The organism is Nonomuraea turcica, from assembly GCF_030718205.1.
Lineage (GTDB): Bacteria > Actinomycetota > Actinomycetes > Streptosporangiales > Streptosporangiaceae > Nonomuraea.
In genome coordinates, this window is sequence record NZ_JAUZQF010000007.1 from 23355 (window position 1) to 41063 (window position 17709).

Genomic DNA, 17709 nt, shown 5'->3' on the forward strand with positions numbered 1-17709 from the left:
GCCGCAATCTTGCGTACACCTACTAAGCCGGTTACCTCATCCCCGGATCTCGCGCAGGAGCCCCATGTGATCACCGATGACGACTACCTCTATTACGTCGACCGCGCCCTGGACGGGATGGCCGGCATCGTCGCCGGTCTCGGCGACCGGCTCGCCAGCACCAGGCCGCCGCTCCCCGGCGCCAACTCGCCGTACGCGCTGCTCACCCACTGCCTGGGAGTGGTGTCGTACTGGGCGGGGCAGCTCGTGGCCGGACGGGAGGTCGTCCGCGATCGCGACGCCGAGTTCGCCGCCGCCGGAGCCGTCAGCCCACTGCTGGACAGGGTGGCAGTGGTACGAGCCCGGCTCGCCGAGGACGTGCACGCCGCCGATCCCGCCGCGCCGCTGCGCGGCACACCGCCCGCGGCCTTCCTCGGCCCCGACCGGGAGCTGACCCAAGGGGCGGCGCTGCTGCACGTCTATGAGGAGCTCGCGCAGCACCACGGCCAGATGGAGATTCTGCGCGACGCCATCCTCGCCGGGCGGCACACGGCGGTGACGCCGTGAACCGCCCGCCCGCCGACCTGTTCGAGGCCATCGACGTCGAACGGCTGCGCTCCGGGCACGGCGTCAAGTGGGGCTCCCTGCCCCACGGCACCATCGGAGCGTGGGTGGCCGACATGGACTTCGGTGTCCCGCCCGCCGTCAGCGAGAGCATCCTGCAGGTCACGCGGCGCGCGGACTTCGGCTACCCGTACTGGCCGGGCGCGGACCCGGTGATCGAGGCGTTCGAGGAGCGCATGATCACTCGCCACGGGTGGCGCCCGGAGCCCGGGCGGGCGCGGGTGTTCAGCGACCTGCTGCAGATTCTCCAGGTCATGATCGAGTACGCCACGGAGCCGGGTGACGGCGTCGCCATCCACGTCCCCGCGTACCCGCCGTTCCTGGCGAGCATCGCCCGGGCAGGACGGCGCATCGTGCCGCTGCCCATGACTCGCGGCGAGACGGGGTGGCGCTTCCAGGCCGAGGGGCTCGCCGGGCACCTGCGGGAGCAGGGCTGCCGCATGCTGGTGGTCGTCAACCCGCAGAATCCGACCGGCCGCGTCTTCACGCCCGCCGAGTTGGGCGCCCTGGCCACGGCGGCCGAGGACCTCGACCTGGTGGTGCTGGCCGACGAGATCCACGCCGATTTGGTGTTCGCCCCGCACCGGCACGTGCCGTTCGCCACGATCGGCACGGCCGCCGCGCGAACGGTCACGGCCACCTCGGCGACGAAGGCCTTCAACATCGCCGGGCTCCGCTGCGCCGTCGCGCACATCGGCCCCGACCGGCTGCGCGACGCGCTGGACCAGGCCCCGCTCGACTTCTTCGGAACGCCGAGCACCCTCAGCCGGGTCGCCACCGTGGCCGCCTGGCGCCGCTCCGACGACTGGCTGGCCGCCCTGATGAGCACCCTGGAGCGCAACCGGCGCCTGGTCGAGGAGTGGGCGGCGACGCTGCCCTGGGATGCGCGCTACCACTCCCCGCAGGGCACCTACCTGAGCTGGCTCGACTTCACGGCAAGCCCGATCGGGACCGCCGCCCCCGCCGAACGCCTCGAACGCCTGGCGAGGGTCAAGCTCAGCGAAGGAGCCGAGTTCTCCCAGCACACCACGGTCGACACCGCCGCGTTCGCCCGGCTCAACTTCGCGACCAGCACGTCCAACCTCACAGAGATCCTCGACCGCGTCCTGACCGTCCCGTCCTGATCGCTCAGACCACGTACAGGTCCGCCCTCCCTGACCGCGGCCGCCATCGGACACCGCGCCGAAGGCGGCCGTTCTGGCGAATGCCGCGTCGTTCAAGCCGCGAGCGCTCCGGGCAAACGACACGAGAGTCCCGAACGGGCGTACCGGAATTTTCATGGTCTCCCGCACGCCCACAGCAAGCCCGTCAATGCCGATACAGTTGAGCAAGCGTTGAATTCCCCTTCAACACAACCGATCTCATCGCCATTGACTTCGGGAGGGTTACCGCATGACTTCAATCGCCGAGACCCCCGTTGGGCCGGAAGATTAGGGTGCATGACCACATCAGCGACCAGTATCTGTCCGGGCTCATGAATGTAGGCGTGAAGGCCTTTGCGGTCCAGGGCCAGTTCGTGGAGCTCATGATTCGAAGGCCAGGCTCCAGCCGATGCATAATGTACTGAAGGGCGCTACAGTACGTGCAACCATAACGTAATTGGAGCAACATCATGGTGAAGCGCATCGTGGAATCCTTTATCGATGACATCGACGGCAGTGACGCCGACGGAACCACAACGTTCGCTCTCGACGGGACGACCTACGAGATCGACCTGTCGGGTCAGAACAGGGAGAAGTTGGAGAAAGCCCTCGCCGTCTTCATCACCAAGGCACGCCCGGTCCGCGCCGACAGGGCCGTTCGCGGGCGACGTGGGGCAGCCGCCACCGGCCGGGCCATCAGCCGTGAGAAGTCCACTGAGATCAGGCGGTGGGCCAGGGAGCAAGGTCTGCCGGTGAGCGAGCGTGGCCGCATCGCCGCCAGCGTCGTGAAGCAGTACGAGGACGCCCACTGACCTAGCGCCTCGCTCCGGCCGGCACCCCGGCGCTCAACCCGGGCCACGAAGAACCCGGGCATTTCAGCGAACCTTCCCCCAGCATGTGCAGCGTTACGTGAACGATGCCTCCACCCGCGACGACACCCTGGCATGACTAGAGCCGGCTCGGGCACTAGCAGACACAGAACGTGCGGGAAGGAGAGACATGGCGTTGATGGGGCTGCGGGCACCGGCCCCAGTCTCTGGCGCGGTGGGTCTGGTCACCGGGGTGGCAGGCTGGCTGCTGGGTGGTGAGCGCGATGCGCGGGATGTGTGGGAGTGCCCCGGTCGCCTGCATATCGAGACGCACGGTGTGCACGGCCCGGGCGGCGCCCGCGTGGCGCGCCGGGTGGAGCGCACGCTGCAGGGGCATCCGGGGGTGCTGTGGGCTCGGGTGAACGCCCCGGCGTGCCGGGTGGTGGTCGCCTTGGCCGACCCGCCGCCGCCGCGCCGGGAGCTGGTGGCTCTGGTGGCGCAGGCCGAGTCCGCTCCGATCAACGTCGATGAGGAGATCGCCGAGGAGGAGCTGCACCACCCCGCCGAGGGCCCTGCGCGTACCCGCGCGCTGCCGAACCTGGCCGTCGATACGGCCGCGCTGGCCCTGTCCGGTCTCACCCGGCTGGCGCCGTGGGCGCCGCTGCCGACCGAGCTGGCCGGTCTCATCTCGGCCGCTTCGCTGCATCCAGGGCTGCGTGAGGTGGCCGCCGACCACCTGCACGGGCAGGAGCGGGCGGAGTCGCTGGTCTCCATGGCCGCCGGACTGACGCACGCCCTCGCGGCGGGCGGGTCGGGCGTGGTGCTGGACGTCGCCCAGCGGATCGGCCAGTGGCAGGAGGCCCGGGCCTCTCAGCAGGCGTGGCAGGAGGCCGAGCCACGGTTCATCCGCGGTCCCGAGCACGCCGGAGCCGATCCCGTGGTGGTCGAGCGCCCGTGCCGGCTGCCCGACGGCCCGGTGGAGCGTTACCAGCGGCGGGTGCTGGCCTTCGGGGCGGCCGCGGTGCCCGCGGCCATGCCGTTGGTGGGGTGGCGGCGGGCGGCGGCCGTGGGTCTTGCCACGCTGCCCAAGGCGACCGAGGCGGGGCGGGCCGCGTTTGCCTCCCACTTGGGGACGGTGCTGGCACGGAGCGGCGCGCTGGTGATGGACCGGGCGGTGCTGCGTCTGCTGGGCCGCCTCGACACGCTCATGCTGGACGAGGTCGCCCTGCGCTCGAATCGGTGGGAGCTGACCGACCTGGTCCCGCTGGCCGGGGTGGACGCCGGCGAGGTGGCCGAGGCCGGTTTCGCGTTGTTCGCGCCCGACGACGTCCGGACCGTCCGCCGTTCTGGCGAGTGGGTGCTGGGGCCGGTCGAGGAGCTGGAGCTGCGCGGCCGCACCGGGGCACGGGAGCGGCGGCGGCTGGCCAAGGGCCGGGCCGAGGTGGTCCTCGGCCTGGCCAGGGGCCGGCGGCTGGATGCCGTGATGGCGGCAGAGAGACAGACCGCGGCGGGCCTCGACGCGGTGATCGGCGCGGCACGCCGGGCCGGCCTCAGAATCGTGCTGGCCACCGACGACCAGCGGGCGCGGCCCGGCTACGCCGACGCCGTGGTGGAGCGCTCCCGTGGCCTGACCGCCGCGGTCCGCGAGCTCCAGGCCGACGGCGGAGCGGTCATGATGATCTCCAGTGATCGGCGGGCGCTGGGCGCCGCGGACTGCGGCATCGGCGTGCACCAGGACGGCTCGCCGCCGCCGTGGGGCGCGCATGTGCTGGTCGGATCGGAGTTCGGGACGGTGGTTCTGCTGGTGGAGGCCGTGGCGGCGGCTCGCTGCGTGGACCGCGATTGCATCATGCTGGCGCAGGCGGCCACCGGCATCGGCGCGGTGGCCGCGCTGGAGGGCGGGCCGGCGCGGCCGGCCGCGCGGAGTATCGCAGCGGTCAACGCGGGCGCGGCGCTGAGCTTCTTCGACGGGGTGTGGCGCGCCCATCACCTGCACACGCGTACGCCCACGCGCGCCGCCGCGCGCCCGCCGTGGCACCTGATGCCGCCGGCGGCCGTTCTTCGCCGGCTCGACACCACCGATGGCGGGCTGACCGGCGACGAGGCACGACGGCGGTGGCGGGCCGGCGGTCGCCTGGAGCCGTTGGGCACCAGCCTGGGCACGGCGTTCATGGAAGAGCTGGCCAATCCGCTGACCCCCATCCTGGCCGGCGGGGCGGCGCTGAGCGCGGTCGTCGGATCGCTGGTGGACGCCGGGCTGGTGGCCGGGGTCACCGGGCTGTCCGCGCTGACCGGCGCCGTGCAGCGGGTACGCACCGACCGTGCCCTGGCCGACCTGATGGCGCGATCGGCGGTCGGGGCGACCGTCCGCCGCGACGGCATCGACCGTGTCGTCACCGCGGAGCAGCTTGTGCCGGGCGACGTGGTCCGGCTCGGTCCCGGCGACGTCGTCCCCGCCGACTGCCGCTTGCTGGAGGCGGAGGGGGTCGAGGCCGACGAGTCGTCGCTGACCGGGGAGTCGCTGCCGGTGGTGAAGGACCCGGCGCCGGTGGTCGCCGCGGAGGTCGCCGAGCGCCGCTCCATGCTGTACGAGGGCACGACGCTGGCGGCCGGCCGGGCCGTGGCGGTCGTCGTGGCGACCGGCGCGGACACCGAGGTGGGGCGCAGCATGGCGGCCGCCCGGCAGAGCGCGCCCACCACCGGCGTCGAGGTCCATCTGCGCCGGTTCACCCGCCGGAGTCTGCCGGTGGCGTTGGGGTCGGGGGCCGCGGTCGTCGGGGCGGGGCTGCTGCACGGCACGTCGGTCCGCGAGAGTCTGGGCGCGGCGGTGAACCTGGCGATCGCGTCGGTGCCCGAAGGGCTGCCGTTCCTGGTCAACGCCGCCCAGCTGGCCGCCGCCCGCCGGCTGGCCGACCTCGGCGCGCTGGTGCGTAACCCGCGAACCATCGAGGCTCTGGGGCGGGTGGACGTGTTGTGCTTCGACAAGACCGGCACTTTGACCGAAGGCCGGTTGGCGGTGCGCGAGGTTCACGACGGCGCCCACGGCTGCCCGCCGCAGTCGCTGGACGATCCGTGCCGGGCCGTGGTCGCGGCGGCGCTGCGGGCCAGCCCGGACGCGCGGCATCCCCATGACCTGGCGCACCGGACCGATCGCGCCGTCGTGGAGTGCGCGCGCCGGGCCAGGATCCGGCCGGGAACCGGGCACCGCGGCTGGCACAAGCTCCTCGTGCTGCCGTTCGAGCCGTCGCGCGGCTTCCACGCCACCCTCGGCCGGTCGGGCAAGGACACCCTGCTCAGCGTCAAGGGCGCACCTGAGGTCGTGCTGTCCCGCTGCCGGCGGCGCCTGCTGGCCGGCTCCGAGCGAGATCTGACGGACGGTGAGCGCGCGGCCATGACGGAGCTGGCCGAGCGGCTCGCCGGAGCCGGCCACCGGGTGCTCGCCGTAGCCGAGCGCCGCATGGCGATCACGCCGGACGAGGTCGACGAGAACGCGATCCGCGACCTGGTGTTCCTCGGCTTCCTCGCGCTCGCCGACCCGGTGCGCACCAGCGCGGCCCCGGCGGTCGAGCACCTGCGCGAAGCCGGTGTGCAGACCGTCATGATCACCGGCGATCACCCGGCGACGGCCGACGCGATCGCGGCGACCATGAACCCCGGACACAAGCCCAACCAGATCATCACCGGGGCGGAGATCGACCGGCTCGACGACGCCACGCTGGACCGGCGGCTGCCGGAGATCGACGTGATCGCCCGGTGCAGCCCGGCGCAGAAGGTCCGCATCATCCAGGCGTACCAGCGGCTGGGCAAGGTCGTCGCGATGACCGGCGACGGGGCCAACGACGCCGCCGCCATCAGGCTGGCGGATGTCGGCATCGCGCTCGGCCGCCGCGGCACCCCGGCCGCGCAGGCCGCCGCCGACCTCGTGGTCTCCGACGACCGGCTGGAAACGATCATCGAGGCGCTGGTGGAGGGCCGCGCCATGTGGTCGTCGGTACGGCACGCGCTGGGCATCCTGCTGGGCGGCAACCTCGGCGAGATCGCCTTCACCGTGCTCGGCACGGCCCTGACCGGCCGATCCCCGCTCAATGCCCGCCAGCTGCTGCTCGTCAACCTGCTCACCGACCTCGCGCCCGCGCTGGCGATCGCGCTGCGCCCGCCCAGCAGGTACGACGTCGCGCACCTGCTCCGCGAGGGCCCCGACATCTCCCTCGGCCAGCCGCTCACCCAGGAGATGACGACCCGGGCCCTGGCCACCACCGCCGGAGCAGGCGGCGCGTGGCTCGCCGCCCGCCTCACCGGCCGCTCCCGCCGCGCCTCCACCGTGGCACTCGCGGCCCTGGTCGGCACCCAGCTCGGCCAGACCCTGCTGACCGGCGGCCTGGACCGCAACGTCTTGACGGCCGGTCTGAGCTCGGCCGCCGTGCTCGCCGCCGTCATCCAAACGCCGATCGTGAGCCGCTTCTTCGGCTGCACCCCGCTCGGGCCGATCGCCTGGAGCATCGTCCTCGGCAGCGCCACCGCCGGGAGCGTCCTCGGCGCCGCGCTCAGCCGGTGGACACCCGCGTTCCTCATCGCTGAGCCCTCGACCGAAGCGCCCACCGAGGCATGAAGGCCCCTCACGGGCATCACCTCTCGTGAAAGTTTCACCTGCACAGCCTGAGGACAGTCCTCCCCTTCCCCACCGCCTTGCCGCCCGTGACCTCGCCCGACTTGCCCGCTCCCGGCGGGGTCGGCCGCGCCGCGGCGAGGAGGTCGCCGCATGACGCCTTTCCACGCCCGGTGGTGGGTGCTTAACTCTGCTCACCGTACGGAAAGCGCTTACCAGCCCCGATAGGCACCTACGACGAGCCCCCACGGAGACGAACGATGCGCTTGAAAACCGTCATCGCGTGCGCCGGCCTGTTAGCCGGCGTACTCGTCGCACTCTCACCCTCGGCCGCGCAGGCCGCGCCCACGCGCTACGAGGCCGAGACCTCGCCGGCGACCTGCACCGGCACCATCGACTCCAACTGGGCCGGCTACTCCGGCAGCGGCTTCTGCAACGGCAACAACGCCTCCGGCGCCTACGCCCAGTTCACCGTGAACGCCTCCGCCGCCGGCACCGCGACGCTGGGCATCCGGTTCGCCAACGGGACCACCACGGCGCGGCCCGCCGGCCTGATCGTCAACGGATCCACCGTCCAGACCCCATCGTTCGAAGGCACCGGCGCGTGGTCGACCTGGGTCACCAAGACCGTGACCGTCTCGGTGAACGCCGGCGGCAACACCATCCGCTTGAACCCGACCACTGCCGCCGGCCTCCCCAACCTCGACTACCTTGATTTCGAGGTCGGCAGCCAGCCACCGCCCACCCCGAGCTGGCCGACACCGACCGGGCAGGTCGGCGTGAACGGCACCATCGAGGTGCCGGCAAGCGGCCTGGACGGCGGCATGCGCCGTTACTGCTGCATCGGCGACGGCAGCCAGGAGGAGAGCCAGGACCCGATGTTCCGGCTCGCCCCCGGTGCGACGCTCTCCAACGTCATCATCGGCGCGCCCGCCGGCGACGGCGTGCACTGCACCGGCCCCTGCACGCTGCGCAACGTGTGGTGGGAGGACGTCGGCGAGGACGCGGCCACGTTCCGCGGCAGCGGCTCGCCCGCCTTCCTCGTGGACGGTGGTGGCGCCCGGTCGGCCGGCGACAAGGTCTTCCAGCACAACGGCCCCGGAACGCTGACCGTCCAGAACTTCCAGGCCAGCAACTTCGGCACGTTCTACCGCTCGTGCGGCAACTGCTCGACGCAGTACCAGCGCAACGTGGTGATCCGGAACGTCACGCTGACCCGCCCGGGCAACACGGTGGCCGGCGTCAACGTCAACTACGGTGACACCGCCCGGTTCACCGGGATCACGATCGTCAACGACCCGAACCGGGCCATGGTGATCTGCCGCAAGTACAACGGCAACAACACCGGCGACGAGCCCACCCAGGTGGGCACCGGAGCGGACGGCACCAACTGCATCTACTCCTCATCCGACCTCACCTACCGGTAGCCGGCGACGGCGGGCCGCCGTGCCCGCCGGCGTCAGTCGTCTCGTTGGCCCTCGATCAAGGCCTCGCCGATCTTCGTCCGGGAGTAGAAGACGGACCGGCCGATGCGGTGCCGCCGGACAAGGCGGGCATCCAGCAGGATCTTGAGGTGGCGGCCCACTGACCCGAGCCCCTGGCCGGTCAGCGCCACGAGCTGGGTCGTGCTCTTGGGGCTGTTGAGAAGAACGAGCACCCCCGCCCGGGCCGGCCCCAGCAACCTGCCCAGGGCGTCAGGCACCGGCAACCGGTCCTGTTCGGCGAGGGCGCCCCTGCACGGGTACATCACGGCGTACCGGAGGGGCAGGTGCCAGCTGACCCACCCGCAGCTCGGGGTCACCGGCACGAACAGCAACTGAGCACCGGACAGCTCCCTGGGCGGGTTGTCGTGTGCGTTGATCTGCAGCCGGCCCTCGCCCAGCCAGCGCATCCCCGGTCGCATGTCATCCAGTGCCGCGGCCCAGCCGCCCTGGCTCAACCGCTCCGACCTCGCGACGATGTCGGTCTCGATGACCCTGCGGCGCCGCGGCCAGTAAGGCGATATCGCCTCCCGCCATACCCACGCCAGGAGGTCGGCGGCACGTTCGGCCAGATCGGTGCGGTCCAGCGCGGCGGGAAGCGGCCCGCCCAGCGACACCTTCAGGTCCGTGTGGACGATCTCGGCGGGAGTCGTACGTATGCGCTCCAGTTCGTCCTCGAACGTCGCCTCTCCGTCGCCGGCGGGCGTGGGCACGAGGAAGTCGGCGATCCAGCGGTGGCCGAGCGCGGCACGCACGAGCAGCGCGCTGACCGGGTCGGTGGACAGCCGGCGTCGGTAGGCCGGCAGGTGGGCATCGAGCCACGCATGCTCTCTCGGATGCGCGGCCACGCCCTTCGCCAAGGTCAGCAAGCCGGCGGTGGTCTCGGCGAGAGGGGAGATCACGAACCGGCTCCTGGCAAGGGTGTCCGCGTTGACCTCCCACCAGCCCATGTTTCGCCCCCTTGCGAAACCTTAACAGTCCAGCCGCTGAGGCCGATGAGATTCCCGCATGCGTACGTATGGGGACCTTTTCCGGGCGCCGGAGTTCACGCCGTTGTTCGCCGCCTCCGCCGTACAGACGATGGCCTCGACGGTGAGCGGGCTGGCTCTGGGCACGCTCGTCTACGCGGCGACGAGGTCGCCGCTCCTGTCGGCCCTGAGCATGTTCGGCGCCTCCTTCGCCCAGGTGATCGGCGCGACGGCGCTGATGTCGGCGGCCGATCGGCTGCCGCCGCGCGCCGCGTTGACCGCCCTGGCCGCGGCCTTCGGGGTCGGGACGGCCGTGATGGCGATCCCCGGCCTGCCGGTGTGGGCGCTCTTCGCCGTCCTGTTCGGCCTCGGGCTGGTCGCTTCGCTGGGTGGCGGGGTGCGCTTCGGGTTGCTGAACGAGATCCTTCCGCGCCAGGGCTACCTGCTCGGCCGATCCGTGCTCAACATGTCGGTGGGCATCACGCAGATCGTGGGGTTCGCCCTCGGCGGCCTGCTGGTCAGCGCCCTGTCCCCGCAGGGCACCTTGCTCGCCGCGGCGATCCTCGACCTGGCCGCCGCACTGATCGCGTACGTGGGGCTGGCCCGCAGGCCGGCACGCGCCTCCGGCCGCCCGTCCGTCGCCGCCACGTGGCGCAACAACGTCCGGCTGTGGTCATCGGCGCCTCGCCGGTACGTCTATCTGGCGCTGTGGGTGCCGAACGGGCTGATCGTCGGCTGCGAGGCGCTCTTCGTGCCGTACGCGCCGGAGCACGCGGGCCTGTTGTTCGCCTTGGCCGCCTTCGGCATGCTGACCGGAGACGTGCTCATCGGACGGTTCGTCCCGGCCCGGTGGCGGGAACGGCTCGCCGCCCCGCTGCGGCTGCTGCTGGCCGTTCCATACCTGATCTTCATCCTGCGTCCCGGGCTGCCGATGGCGGCGGTGGCCATCACGCTGGCCTCCATCGGGTATGCGGCCAGCCTCCTGCTACAGGAGCGGCTGGTCGCGCTCACTCCCGCCGACGTACGGGGACAAGCCCTGGGACTGCACTCCTCCGGCATGATGACCATGCAAGGCGTCGGAGCCGCTCTGGCCGGCGCCCTCGCTCAATACACCTCTCCCTCCCTCGCCATGTCCGCGATGGCGGCGGCCTCGGTCCTGGTCACCGTGTGCCTGGCGCCTGGGCTACGCCCCGACCGCAGTGGTGAGGAGGACATCGCCACGTCGGCCGTACGCTGACCGACAGATGGGCATTCACCGGTCAAGAGTGCACAAATGTCTCTACCAACCGCGCAAAGATCATTCACATCACCGGTCGGGGGACGCATGATGATGGTGTGGCCTCCGAGGGGACCAGCCGGGGGCGGTGACTTGGGAGGGACGCCGTCCCCGGGCAGATGCCGTCTCACGCGGGGGCGTAAACCCGGTGGACGAACTCGGCGAGCTTGTTGTCGGGCAGTTCCTTGGCCAGGTCCGCTTCGCTGACCATGCCCACGATGCGGTGCTGGTCGATCACCGGCAGGCGCTTGATCTGGTGCTGCTCCAGCTTCTCCAGCGCCTCCTCCACGCTGCTGCGGGCCTCCACCCACACCAGGCCCCTGGCGAGCTCGATCGCCACGGTCCGGTCGAGGTCCTTGCCCTCGGCACAGCATTTGATCACGATGTCCCTGTCGGTGATGATGCCCTTCAGCCGGTCGTCGTCCCCGCAGATCGGCAGCGCGCCGACCCCCAGGTCGCGCATCATCTGCGACGCCCTGCGCAGGGACTCATGCGCGCCGATGCACTGCGCTCCCTCGTGCATCACGTCCCGGACGGTCTTGCCGATTCCCTGACCCATGTGCGGCCTCCCAGTAGTGGATGGATCGTGTGGTCGCCGTCCCCCTACCCAGCAGGTCGCGCACTACCTCGATGCATGCTGTCTCAGCAAAGGGATCCAGCCGCCGGCCAGGACCATGGCGCGCTGGCGGTGGGAGAGGCGGTGCCGGAGAACCACGCCGTTCACGGTCAGTTCGGTGCCGGTTTCGACCGCCTGGCGCAGGCCTTCGAAATGGAGTTCGCCGCCGATGGCGTCGTAGTCGGATTCGTCGGCGAATTCCAGCGGCAGCACGCCGAAGTTGGCCAGGTTCTGCCAGTGGATGCGGGCGAAGGACTTGGCGATGACGACGCGGAGTCCCAGGTAGCGGGGCACGATGGCGGCGTGCTCGCGTGAGGAGCCCTGGCCGTAGTTGCGGCCGGCGACGATCGCGTGCGGGCCCGCGTCGCGGGCCCGCCGCGGATAGTCCGGGTCGATCTGGGTGAAGGCGAAGTCGGCCAGCGCCGCGATGTTACTGCGGTAGGGCAGCGCCCGGGCGCCGGCCGGCATGATCTCGTCGGTGGACAGGTCGTCGCCGGCCGTGAGCACGACCGGCAGGGTGAGGGAGTCGGGCAGCGGGTCGAGCTCGGGCAGCGAGCCGATGCTCGGGGCCTTGCTGAGCTCCACCTCGCGTGCCTGGCCGGCCGGCAGCGGCGGTTCGAGGAGGGCCGTGCCGGCGCTGACCGTCCGCGGCAGGCGTACCCGTGGAGGGTCGAGGCCGAGGTCGCGTGGGTCGGTGATGGCGCCGGTCAGCGCCGCGGCGGCGGCGGTCTCGGGTGAGCAGAGCCAGACCGAGTCGTCGTGGGTGCCCGAGCGGCCGGGGAAGTTGCGGGGGAAGGTGCGCAAGCTGTTGCGGCCTACGGCGGGCGCCTGGCCCATGCCGATGCAGCCCAGGCAGCCGGTCTGGTGAATGCGGGCGCCGGCCTCGAGGAGCGCGGTGATGGCGCCCATTTTGGTGAGATCGGTGAGGATCTGCCGGGAGGTGGGGTTCACGTCCAGGGATACCTGGGGGTGCACCTGCCTGCCGCGCAGGATGTCGGCCACCACCGCGAAGTCGCGGAGGCCGGGGTTGGCCGAGGATCCCACGACGACCTGGTGGACCGGCTCGCCCGCGGCGTGCCGTACGGGGATGACGTTTCCCGGCGAGCCGGGGCGGGCGATCAGCGGCTCGAGCGTGGACAGGTCGATCTCGTCGTGCAGGTCGTAAGCGGCGCCGGGGTCGGCCAGGATTTCGGTGAAGTCGCCGGCCCGGCCTTGCGAGCGCAGGAACTCCAGGACCCGTTCGTCGGAGGGGAAGACCGTGGTGGTGGCGCCCAGCTCGGCGCCCATGTTGGCGATCACGTGCCGGTCCATCGCGGTCAGCGTGCCGAGTGCGGGCCCGTGGTATTCGATGATCCGGTGCACGCCGCCTCGTACGCCGTGACGGCGCAGCATTTCCAGGATCACGTCCTTGGCGCTCACCCACAGCGGCAGCGCGCCGGTGAGCCGTACGCCCCAGATCTCGGGCATCGTGACGAACAGCGGCTCCCCGGCCATGGCCATGGCCACCTCCAGGCCGCCGACGCCGATGGCCAGCATGCCGAGCGAGCCGGCCGCGCAAGTGTGCGAGTCGGACCCGGCGAGCGTCTTGCCCGGCACGCCGAAATGCTGCATGTGGGTGGGGTGGGACACCCCGTTGCCCGGGCGCGAGTGCCAGATGCCGAACCGGCGGCAGGCCGAGCGGAGGAACACGTGGTCGGCCATGTTGCGCTCGTCGGTCTGCAGCAGGTTGTGATCGACGTACTGGACGGCCACCTCGGTGCGTACCCGGTCCAGGGCGAGAGCCTCCAGTTCGAGCATCACCATCGTGCCGGTGGCGTCCTGGATCAGCGCCTGGTCGATCCGCAGCCCGATCTCCTCACCTGGGTGCAGCTCACCACTCGCCAGATGTGCGGCGATCAACTTCTGCGTCACGTTCAAGCTCACGAGGGACTCCTCTACCCCGATGGGGCGGGAGGAGTCGGCCGACGGCCGGCGAGCAGATCGTTAGCGGTCCACGGGCTGGGGTAGCCGCGGTCAGGAGGCGAGGAAGGGGGACGTCATGGCCACTCATGATCTCGATTCGGGCGTGGCCACCGCGGCAGGGCGCCCGTGGACCAGGACCGTGGGCATGATCGGCACCGGCGCCGCCGCCGGCGCCACCATCGAGTATCTGCTCGACCCTGACCGTGGGCGCAGCCGCCGGGCCAAGGTTCGCGATCAGGCCTCGCACGCCGTTCACGCGCTCTCGCACGGTCTGGGCCGCGTGGGCCGCGATCTGCGCAACCGCTCACGCGGGATCGCCGCGCAGGCCCGCTTCAGGCTGACCGGCCGTTCCGCGGACGACCGGATCCTGCATGAACGTGTGCGAGCGGAGCTCGGCCGCTATCTGACCCATCCACACGCCGTTCATGTGAGCGTGGAGAACCGCGTCGCGCGGCTTGAGGGCGACGTGCTCAGCCGCGAGGAGCGACCGGCGGAGCGCGCGATCCGTCGCATCCCCGGGGTGAAGGCCGTCGATGCGAGGTGGAAGGTGCACCGGGACCCGTCGAACGTGCCCCAGCTCCAGGGCCTGGGCCGTGCCCGGCCGCCCGCTCCCGAGTTGCTCCATCAGCACTGGGCGCCCTCGGCCAGGTTCGTCACCGGTACGGCCGCCGCCGCCCTGTGGGTCCTCGCCCGCCGATTCCGCCCGGCGATCGCCTGGCCCCTGCGCGGCGCAGGCGCCGTGCTCGCCGCCCGCGCCGCCACCAACCTCCCGCTCCGCAGACTCACGGGCATCAACGCCGGCCGGCGCGCCATCGACGTCAACCGCGCCATCTCGATCGCGGCGAGCCCGGAGGAAATCTGGCCGCTGGTCAGCGACTACTCCATCTTCGCCACGGTCATGCCCGATGTCCGCGAGGTCCGGCGCTCGGCCGACGGCCTCCGCTCGCACTGGGAGATCACCGGCCCCGCCGGCCGGCTCATCAGGCTCGACGCCATCGAGACCAGTCGCGAGGAGGGCCGGCACATCGCGTGGAAGTCCGCCGACGGCCAGCTCATCGCCCACGCCGGGACGGTGCGGCTGACGCCCGAAGAGGACGGCAGGACGCGGGTGCAGGTGCGGCTGTCCTACAACCCGGTGGTGGGCGCGGCCGGCCATGCGGTCGCGCGACTGCTGGGCGCGGACCCGGCTACCAAGCTCAAGGAGGATCTGATGCGGCTCAAGTCGTACATCGAGGGCCAGCGCCGGCACGCGATCGGCCAGCCGTCGAGGTAGGCGCGTCTCGGATCTCAGGTATTGGGGTGTGCGGCGCTGATGGCGGCCAGGGCGGAGTCGCGTTCCAGATCCAGGGCCAGGTCGCCCAGCGACAACACCCCGACCGGCCGGTCGTTGTCGAGCACCGGCAGCCGGCGGATCGCGTGCAGGCGCATCAACTCCACGGCGTACCACTCGCCATCGTCGGCAGCGACGGTCACCAGCGTCCGGCTGCAGATGTCACCGGCCGAAACGAGGTCGGGTGACAGGCCTTGCGCAACCGCCCGTACCACGATGTCCCGGTCGGTCAACACCCCGACCAGCCGTCCATCCTCCATGACGAAGACGTCTCCGATGTCGTACGCGCGCATCTCCCGCGCCGCGGCCACCAGCGTGGAATCGACGCTCACCATCACGACATCCTTCGTCATCACATCCCGAACGCGACGTGTCATATCAGGTCCTCAGCAGCAGAAACACTCGCGGATGAGAGGCCGGCACCGCGGCCTCGGCCGGTCGCCGACGGAGCGACCGCACCAGGCCCCTCGCCTCGACACGTGCCCGCACACCGGCACGAAAGTCACATCCGCCGGCGATTTTGCCGCCTCAAGCAGGTATCTCAACCCTCTGGAAGGCAAGGGTCGCGTGGGATCCAGCCGTCACGCGGTATTTCCCGCACGCCCCGCCGCCACCAGTCCCGCACCGAGGCCGAGCCACAGGCTGAAGACGGAAGCGGTGGCGCCGGTCAGCGAAAGCTCCAAGCCGAGCTCGACCAGCACCACCACGGCCGCCACCAGGAACAGCGCGCCTGCGGCGAGCACCAGCGGCGGGCGGCCCAGGCGCGCGGCCAGGCAGGCCACCAGGCCGAGCACCACCCCGACGGACGCGGTCACCGGGGTCATCTCGACGAAGCGCCAGTCGCCGCCGGTGACCACGAACACGGCGCTGACCACCGAGGCGATGCCGAGCGCGAGCGCGTACCGATCCGGCGCCCAGCCGACGCGGCGCTCCGGGTCCCGCAGTCCGTCCGCCCCGTAGTAGCGTCCCGCCGCCGTCGCCAAGAGCGCGAGATGCACCATGATCATCAAGAAGTACGCCCAGTGCCACTCGTTCGGCGTGTTCAGCACCGACAGCGTGATCGCCAAGGTCTGCCCGATGCCGATCAGCGCCCACCACTTCGTGGCGAGCCCCACCAGCAGGAAGGCCCCCAGCCCCGCTTCGACCAGCAGCACCAGCCAGCCGAAGATCGTGAAGTTGGGCAGCACCAGGTGCTCGACCAGCCACGAGTACGGCGGGAGCACCGGATACTGCACGGCGTACCCCGTGAACAGGAACAGGCCGCGTGGCGGCGACGTCTGGCCGAACCCGTCGCCGGGCGTCTTCCAGCCCGCGTTCTGTATCCACAACAGCGCAGTGGCCACGCGCACCACCGCCAGGGTGGCGGGAGCACCGCGCGAGAGGGTGGCGACGTCGGACATCGGCATACTCCTCGAAGAGAGGCTGCCCCCTACCCAACCTCGGGGCGGGGTTGTCAGATAGTGCCCGACCGGACACTGTACGGCTCACGCTCAACGGATGTTCAGCGCCACGTCCTCGCCGGCCGGCCGGTTCTCGACGAGGCGGAGCAGAGCACGGGCGGGCACCCCGAGCGGACGGGTGGTGCGCGTGATGAGCAGATCGGTGTCGACCACGCCGGCGGACACGGTGGGGCCGAACGGGCTCCAGAACGCCCCGTCCGTGGTGATGGTGAGCTCGGCGGGCAGGTCCTGCTGCCGGGCCATCACGCCGAGATCGTGGTCGGCGGCGCGGCCTCGCCGGACGATCGGCCGGATGATGTGGTCCTCGTCGGGCACGCCGAGGTCGCGGTGGAGGGAGCAGAGGCGGTCGAGTTCGGCGTCCTCGATCGACTCGACGGTGGTGGCGATGCGCACCTTGACGCCGCGCTCCACCAGTCGTGGGATCGCCTCGACGACCTTGCCGAAGTTCTCCGGGCCGCGCATCTCGTCGTTGGCGTCGGGGTCGGGGCGGTCCAGCGAGATCTGCATCGCCACCGGCCGCCCCAGGATCGGCTCGAGCCGATCGAGCCGCTTGGGCGTGAAGAGCGTGCCGTTGGTGAGCACCAGCACGGGCAGGTGCTCGGCCATGTCCGCCAGAGTCTTGGGCAACCCCATCACCAGGAACGGCTCGCCGCCGGTGACGCCGAGGTCGGTGAAACCCAGCTGCGCCGCCTCCGCGGCGATTTCGACCATCCGCTGGTGGCCGAGCTCGCGGCGCGCGACCTGCGGCGCGGATTCGGTCAGGCAGTAGGTGCAGGCGAGGTTGCAGTGGTAGTCGGCATACATCCAGACCCGGCCGGGAAGCCGTCCTTCTGCCACCGCCTCAGCGACTGTGCTCATCGGATCCCCTCACCTTCACAGCAGGTCCTCCAGCCTCAGCCTGGACAGCGTGTCGGGCGCGGTGGGCAGGTCGAGCGCCGTGGCCACGCGGTTGAGCATCAGGGTGGTCCCCGCGACCACGGTCAGCTCCACCATCTCGTGATCGGCGACATGCTCGCGGAGCCGGGCCCGCGCCTGGTCGGGCACCGGGCCATGCCCTCCCGCGACGGCGTCCGACCAGGCGATCACCGCGCGCTCGGCGGCGTCGGCGAACACCTCCCGATAGTCGCCGGACAAGCGCAGCGCGAGGATCTCCTCGCGGGACAGGCCCGCATCCAGCGCGACCGCGGTGTGGGTCTGCACGCAGTAGCGGCAACCGGCAAGCGCCGAGACCCGCACGATCACCAGCTCCTTGGTCCGCCACGACAGGGCGGACGGGCCGAGGGCGGCTCCGATGAACGGCAGCGCCACCTCCAGCAGCTCGGGCACATGAGCCAGGGCGGTCACGATAGGCCCCGGATCGCCGTTCCCGTAGAAGGGGCGGGCCAGCAGCGGCGCCTGATCGGCCGTCAGCAATCGCACGGCACTCATGCAGCTCACGGTATGCCGAATGATCTCC

14 protein-coding genes are annotated in these 17709 nt (G+C 71.4%); 7 read left to right on the plus strand and 7 right to left on the minus strand.

Annotation, left to right across the window (positions count from 1 at the left end; translation table 11 throughout):
* Nucleotides 1-66 precede the first annotated feature (66 nt).
* The 5 genes from Q9G87_RS19220 (at nt 67) to Q9G87_RS19240 (ending at nt 8587) form a co-directional block, all read left to right on the plus strand.
* On the plus strand, nt 67-546 hold the full coding sequence (locus Q9G87_RS19220; RefSeq protein ID WP_305917760.1) for a mycothiol transferase: 480 nt from the start codon (nt 67-69) through the stop codon (nt 544-546).
* A complete protein-coding gene (locus Q9G87_RS19225) occupies nt 543-1727 on the plus strand; it encodes a MalY/PatB family protein (RefSeq protein WP_305917761.1) in 1185 nt (394 codons plus the stop codon). The genes Q9G87_RS19220 and Q9G87_RS19225 overlap by 4 nt, the downstream gene beginning before the upstream one ends.
* A gap of 488 nt (nt 1728-2215) precedes the next feature.
* Nucleotides 2216-2557: a histone-like nucleoid-structuring protein Lsr2 gene (locus Q9G87_RS19230; protein ID WP_305917762.1), complete on the plus strand. Its 342-nt coding sequence runs from the start codon at nt 2216-2218 to the stop codon at nt 2555-2557.
* A gap of 187 nt (nt 2558-2744) precedes the next feature.
* Nucleotides 2745-7163, plus strand: coding sequence for a cation-translocating P-type ATPase (locus tag Q9G87_RS19235; protein ID WP_305917763.1), 4419 nt, complete (start codon nt 2745-2747; stop codon nt 7161-7163).
* A 257-nt stretch (nt 7164-7420) separates the two neighbouring features.
* Nucleotides 7421-8587, plus strand: coding sequence for a pectate lyase (locus Q9G87_RS19240; RefSeq protein WP_305917764.1), 1167 nt, complete (start codon nt 7421-7423; stop codon nt 8585-8587).
* A 32-nt stretch (nt 8588-8619) separates the two neighbouring features.
* On the opposite strand, the gene Q9G87_RS19245 is transcribed toward Q9G87_RS19240, so the two are convergent.
* A complete protein-coding gene (locus Q9G87_RS19245; protein WP_305917765.1) occupies nt 8620-9591 on the minus strand; it encodes an ArsR/SmtB family transcription factor in 972 nt (323 codons plus the stop codon).
* 58 nt (nt 9592-9649) lie between these two features.
* Between Q9G87_RS19245 and Q9G87_RS19250 the strand changes: the two genes are divergently transcribed.
* Nucleotides 9650-10846 carry an MFS transporter gene (locus tag Q9G87_RS19250; RefSeq protein ID WP_305917766.1) on the plus strand — a complete coding sequence of 399 codons (1197 nt, stop codon included), beginning with the start codon at nt 9650-9652 and terminating at the stop codon, nt 10844-10846.
* A gap of 166 nt (nt 10847-11012) precedes the next feature.
* Here Q9G87_RS19250 and Q9G87_RS19255 read toward each other — a convergent pair whose 3' ends face one another.
* Both Q9G87_RS19255 and Q9G87_RS19260 read right to left on the minus strand, forming a co-directional pair.
* On the minus strand, nt 11013-11444 hold the full coding sequence (locus Q9G87_RS19255; RefSeq protein WP_305917767.1) for a CBS domain-containing protein: 432 nt from the start codon (nt 11442-11444) through the stop codon (nt 11013-11015).
* A 63-nt stretch (nt 11445-11507) separates the two neighbouring features.
* The gene (locus Q9G87_RS19260) at nt 11508-13424 is read right to left on the minus strand and encodes an aconitate hydratase (RefSeq protein ID WP_305917768.1); all 1917 of its coding nucleotides are present in this window, start codon (nt 13422-13424) and stop codon (nt 11508-11510) included.
* Nucleotides 13425-13539: 115 nt separating this feature from the next.
* Between Q9G87_RS19260 and Q9G87_RS19265 the strand changes: the two genes are divergently transcribed.
* Nucleotides 13540-14736, plus strand: coding sequence for an SRPBCC family protein (locus Q9G87_RS19265; protein WP_305917769.1), 1197 nt, complete (start codon nt 13540-13542; stop codon nt 14734-14736).
* Nucleotides 14737-14750: 14 nt separating this feature from the next.
* Here the strand turns inward: Q9G87_RS19265 and Q9G87_RS19270 are convergent, their stop codons facing one another.
* The 4 genes from Q9G87_RS19270 to Q9G87_RS19285 form a co-directional block, all read right to left on the minus strand.
* Nucleotides 14751-15170: a CBS domain-containing protein gene (locus tag Q9G87_RS19270; RefSeq protein WP_305917770.1), complete on the minus strand. Its 420-nt coding sequence runs from the start codon at nt 15168-15170 to the stop codon at nt 14751-14753.
* 204 nt (nt 15171-15374) lie between these two features.
* A complete protein-coding gene (locus tag Q9G87_RS19275; RefSeq protein ID WP_305917771.1) occupies nt 15375-16193 on the minus strand; it encodes an Rv1678 family membrane protein in 819 nt (272 codons plus the stop codon).
* Between the two features lie 90 nt (nt 16194-16283).
* On the minus strand, nt 16284-17111 hold the full coding sequence (locus tag Q9G87_RS19280) for a radical SAM protein (RefSeq protein ID WP_305917772.1): 828 nt from the start codon (nt 17109-17111) through the stop codon (nt 16284-16286).
* A gap of 15 nt (nt 17112-17126) precedes the next feature.
* Nucleotides 17127-17681 carry a carboxymuconolactone decarboxylase family protein gene (locus tag Q9G87_RS19285; protein ID WP_305917773.1) on the minus strand — a complete coding sequence of 185 codons (555 nt, stop codon included), beginning with the start codon at nt 17679-17681 and terminating at the stop codon, nt 17127-17129.
* Nucleotides 17682-17709: the final 28 nt, after the last annotated feature.